Annotated in this window: 5 protein-coding genes; all 5 read right to left on the bottom strand. The window is 68.7% G+C overall.

From position 1 onward, the window contains the following. Window positions 1-47: 47 nt before the first annotated feature. Window positions 48-1070, bottom strand: a complete 1023-nt coding sequence (locus tag LQV45_RS17940) for a siderophore-interacting protein (protein WP_230008187.1) — start codon at window positions 1068-1070, stop codon at window positions 48-50. A 119-nt stretch (window positions 1071-1189) separates the two neighbouring features. After that, a complete protein-coding gene (locus LQV45_RS17935) occupies window positions 1190-2020 on the bottom strand; it encodes an ABC transporter ATP-binding protein (RefSeq protein ID WP_230008186.1) in 831 nt (276 codons plus the stop codon). Window position 2021: 1 nt separating this feature from the next. Continuing rightward, window positions 2022-3059, bottom strand: coding sequence for an iron chelate uptake ABC transporter family permease subunit (locus tag LQV45_RS17930; RefSeq protein WP_230008188.1), 1038 nt, complete (start codon window positions 3057-3059; stop codon window positions 2022-2024). 134 nt (window positions 3060-3193) lie between these two features. Then, window positions 3194-4261, bottom strand: a complete 1068-nt coding sequence (locus LQV45_RS17925) for an iron ABC transporter permease (RefSeq protein ID WP_230008185.1) — start codon at window positions 4259-4261, stop codon at window positions 3194-3196. A gap of 9 nt (window positions 4262-4270) precedes the next feature. Further along, window positions 4271-4813: ABC transporter substrate-binding protein (locus LQV45_RS17920; RefSeq protein WP_230008184.1), on the bottom strand; the 543-nt coding region annotated here is incomplete at its 5' end.

The raw sequence follows: 4813 nt of genomic DNA, 5'->3' as shown, positions 1-4813 counted from the left end.
CTGCGGGAGCGTCGGGGCAAGAGCCGCAGGACCTGCGGGAGCGTCGGTTAGAGCTCAGCTTTCCCCTTCCGCCAGTAACCCATGAACGCGACCTGTTTCCGGTCAATCCCCACGTCCCGCACCAAGTACCGCCGCATCTCCTTGACGGTGCCCGCTTCGCCGGCGATCCAGGCGTAGAACGGCAGTGCCCCGGCGGGCTTGTCCGGGTTCTTGCCGGCTCCGATCATCGCGGCGTCCATCCGGGCGGGGGTCTCCCAGAGGATGTCCTGGTCCACGTTCACGTCATCGGGTTCGGGCCCTGCCCCGCCGCCGGCCGCAGAATCAGAGGGCGGCCGGAGGCCGACCCAGCCGGGTTCGGGAACAGCGGCGCGGACGGCTTCCTGCAGGAGTTCGCCGTGCGGACGTGAGCGGCCGATCGAGGCGCCGCGTGCCAGCCAGGTGATTTCGACGTCGGCGTCGGACCTCAGATCCAGGAAGTCGCCGGGCTCGGGGACCTCAAGAAACGCATGTCCGCTGATGTACGACGGGAGGCTTTCCAGGATGGCGCTGATGGCCGGGACAGCGGTCTCGTCACCGGCAAGCAGTACGCGCTGGGCCAGGCCCGGCCGCCATTCGATGCCGGAGTAGGTCTCCGCCGTGACACAGTGCGCGGCCCGGTTGTTGGGTCCAATGAGGGTGAGGGCGTCGCCGGGCCTGGCGTTCAGCGCCCAGTTCGCGGCGGGTCCGCCGTTTCCGGCGGCGTCGAAGTGCATGACAAAGTCGACGTCGATCTCCGGATACACGGAGTCGAGGCGTTCCTGCCGCACTGTGTAGGTGCGCATGGAGCCACGGATCGCGGGATCCATGGCAAGCCATTCCTGGTACCAGCCGGACTGCTCCATGTGGAACACCGGCAGCGGCAGCTGGGTGCTGTCCCCGGCAAGGGACGGGATCATCAGCTTCACGCGCAGGTCCAGGGTTTCGCCGTGGACGCCGAAGCCACGCAGGGAGTATCCGCCGAAGGTGATCCGGCGGAAGTTGGGGCTGAGCTCCTGCACCGCGGCGACCGTCACGTCGAACGCCAGGGTCATTGGTTGGCTGGGCGGCTGGTTGCTTACGCCAGAGGGAGTACGGCGTATCCGCGACTGGCTGCTGTCTGCTGCAGTGCCGCCCGTTGCACTGCCGGCTGTTGCACTGCTGTTAACTGCCCTCATGGGACCAACTCCAGGGTTGCTGTTTCTGCTTTTGGGAACTCGGCGTGGTGCCGGCCGAGCGGGATGATCAGTGGCGTGCCGGAAATGGGGTCGGGCAGCACCCGCGAGTCCAGGCCGAAGACGTGTCGGACCAAGTCCTCGGTGACGACGTCGGTAGAGGTGCCCTCGGCCACGATCCTGCCGCCTTTCATGGCGATGACATGGTCCGCATACCGGGCCGCCAGGTTCAGGTCGTGCAGGACGATTGCCACGGTGGTGCCGCGGCGCCGGTTCAGGTCCGTGATCAGGTCCAGGACCTCCACCTGGTGGGCCAGATCCAGGTAGGTGGTTGGCTCGTCGAGCAGCAGAACGTCGGTTTCCTGGGCCAGCGCCATCGCGATCCAGACGCGCTGACGCTGCCCGCCCGAGAGTTCGTCGACGTTGCGTTCGGCGAGCTCCAGGGTTTCGGTGACTTCCAGCGCACGGTGCACAGCGAGATCGTCACCCGCGCTCCAGCTGCGGAAGAACCCCTGGTGCGGGTAGCGTCCGCGGCCCACGAGATCCCGGACCAGAATGCCGTCGGGGGCGGTGGGGTGCTGCGGGAGCAGGGCGAGGATGCGGGCGAGTTCCTTGGCCGGGCGGGAATGGATGTCCTTGCCGTCCAGGGTCACGGTGCCGCCGGCCGGCTTCAGCAGCCTGGACAGGCCGCGGAGGAGCGTGGATTTGCCGCAGGCGTTGGCGCCCACGATCATTGTCACCTTCCCCTCGGGAATCTCCGCCGTGAGGCCTTCCACCACCCGGCGCTGGTCGTACTGCAGCGTCAGGTCCTTGGCGTTGAGAACTGCCATGTCAGGCGTCCTTTCGGTTGGCCGTGACCAGGAGCCACAGCAGGAACGGTGCTCCCAGCGCGCCGGTGACCACACCGACGGGAAGGACGGTGCCGTCCAGCAGCAGGGGGGCGATGTTGGCGGCGAAGTAGTCGGCGGCCAGGACAATCAGGGCGCCGACGAACGCGCCGGCCGGAAGACTGGCCTTGCCCGTGAAGCGGCGCGCGATGGGGCCGGCCAGGAAGGCGACGAAGGCCACGGGCCCGGCGGCTGCAGTGGCGACGGCGGCGAGGGCGACGGCAACGGCCACCACGCCCAGCCGGATGATGCCCACCCGGATGCCGAGCCCGGCGGCGGCGTCGTCTCCGAGTTCCAGGATCCGCAGCGGGCCGGCGAGGAGGGCGGCGGCGGGCACCAGGACCAGAAGCGCCAGGGCCAGCACTCCGGCACGGTCCCAGCTGGCGGAATTCAGGGATCCGTTCAGCCAGATCAGGGCCTCGGCCGCGGTGCGGATATCGGCCCGCGTCATGAGGAAGTTGACCACGGCGTTCAGTGCCGCGGCGATGCCGATGCCGGCCAGGATGAGCCGGCTTCCGGCTGCGTTGGCGTGATTGCCGCCGCCTGATCCGGGGGAACCGCTCCGCGAGATTGTGTAAATCAGGACGGCTACCGCCATGGCCCCGCACAGTGCCGCGCCGGACACCGCCGCTCCGGAGGCTCCGAAAACGACGATGGCGGTGACGGCGGCCGCGCTGGCCCCGTAGCTGATGCCGATCACGTCGGGACTGGCCAGTGGATTGCGCAGCATCGTCTGGAACAGGGTGCCCGAGAGCCCGAAGGCAATGCCGATCATGGTGCCGATGACTGCCCGCGGCAGCTTGGTTTCCATCACGATGAAGCTGGCGCCGGGGATCCTCTCGCCACCGGTGAGGTGGGCCGTGAGGATCCTGACGAAGTCCGGGACGGTGACGGTGTAGCTGCCCAGCAGGATGCTGACGGCGAGGAGCACAACGACGGCGAAGGCCAGCAGGGCCGTCCGGCCCATCGACACACGGCCCATCAGCACACGGCCCATCAGCGCACTGCGCAGCGGCCCCACATTGGCGCGGACCGGGCCGGCCGGTTCGGCCAGTTCGCGCTCGGCGGGTGCGTTCTCCCCCAGCTCGCGCCTGACGTTGGCGAGGTCTGCTTTGCTCACAGCCCTGCCCCCTTCCCGCGGCGGACCAGCCACACAAAGACAGGCGCACCCACCAGCGCCGTCATGATGCCCGCCGGGACTTCGCCGGGCAACAGGATGACACGGCCCACCACGTCCGACAGCAGGAGCAGCACCGGTGCCAGGACCAGCGAGAACGGCAGGATCCAGCGGTAGTCCGGGCCGGTCAGGAAGCGGACGGCGTGCGGAACCACCAGGCCGACGAATCCGATCGGCCCGGCCAGCGCCGTGGCCGAGCCGCAGAGCAGCACAATGCCCAGCGCGGTGACGGCGCGGACCAGTCCGACGCGCTGGCCCAGGCCGCGGGCGATGTCATCCCCGAGGGCCAGGCTGTTAAGGATCCGTCCGGTGAACAGCACAATCAGCGCCCCGGCGGCCAGGAACGGCAGCCCGGGCAGCACCACCGACCAGTCCCGGCCGGCGATCCCGCCGACCTGCCAGAAGCGGAACCGGTCCAGGGTGTCCTGGCTGGAGACCAGGACGACGTTCATCAGCGAATACAGCCCCGCGCTCAGGGCCGCGCCGGCCAGTGCCAGTTTGACCGGCGTCGCGCCTTCCGTGCCAAGTGACGCGATCAGGTAGACGACGACGGCGGCTGCCGCGGAGCCGATGAACGCGAACCAGATGTAGCCGGTCAGGGACGAGACGCCGAAGACGTAGATCCCGGTGACGACGGCGAGGGCCGCGCCGGCGTTGACACCGATGATCCCCGGGTCCGCGAGCGGGTTGCGGGCCACCCCCTGCATGGCCGCGCCTGCCAGTCCGAGGGCGCCGCCGGCCAACAGACCGAGCACGGTGCGGGGGGTGCGGGCGTGGATGACGGCATGGTCGCCGTCGGCGGGGTCGAACTGCGTCAGGGCCTGCCAGACCGTGCCGAGCGGGACTCCGCGGGCACCCACAGCCAGGGACGCCGCGCAGACCAGGACAAGGACGACGACGGCGGCCAGCAGCCAGGCGGCCTGCTTGGCGGCGGCTTTCCTCCCGGCGGGGGCGACAGGTGCGCCGGGCACACTGCCGGCGGGCGCCGTCGCCGTACTGATTGTCATGGAAGCGTGTCACTTCGCTGCGGCGGCGACTTTGTCCGCGGCGCCAGCCAGCTGCGGCAGGAACGTGTCCAGGGACCACGGCAGGCTCAGCGGCGACGAAGCGGAGATGGACAGGGTCAGCGTGTTGTTGGAGTCGGCAACCAGCGCGCCGGTCTTGATGGCCGGGATCTGGCCTAGCAGCGGGTCAGCCTTGATGGAGTCGGTGGTGGCCGCATCCGGCACCCAGGTCACGAAGATGTCCGAAGTGAGTTCGTTGGCCTTTTCGGCGGACCACGGGATGAAGAATTCCTTGGAGCCCTTGGAGTTGTCCTCAACAACGGATGCGAGCTTCATGCCGATTTCGTTGAGGAAGCGGGGACGGTTGTCGTTGGCGGTGTAGACGTTGACGCCGTCGCTCTTGTCCGGTTCCAGGTTGCCGTAGATGAAGGACTTTCCGGCGATCTGGGGGTACTTGGAGACCTTGTCCTTGATCGTGGCCTCGGTGTCGGAGACCAGCTTGGCCGCTTCGGCTTCCTTGCCAAGGGCCTTGCCGATGATGGTGGTGGAGTCCTG

It is taken from the genome of Microbacterium sp. Bi128 (assembly GCF_918698205.1).
This window is presented reverse-complemented; position numbering and strand designations above follow the sequence as displayed.

Bases quoted from the DNA above. Each gene is read 5' to 3' on its own strand.
- LQV45_RS17925 (WP_230008185.1), bottom strand. From the start codon at position 4,261: ATGACAATCAGTACGGCGACGGCGCCCGCCGGCAGTGTGCCCGGCGCA.
- LQV45_RS17935 (WP_230008186.1), bottom strand. From the start codon at position 2,020: ATGGCAGTTCTCAACGCCAAGGACCTGACGCTGCAGTACGACCAGCGC.
- LQV45_RS17940 (WP_230008187.1), bottom strand. From the start codon at position 1,070: ATGACCCTGGCGTTCGACGTGACGGTCGCCGCGGTGCAGGAGCTCAGC.
- LQV45_RS17930 (WP_230008188.1), bottom strand. From the start codon at position 3,059: ATGGGCCGTGTGTCGATGGGCCGGACGGCCCTGCTGGCCTTCGCCGTC.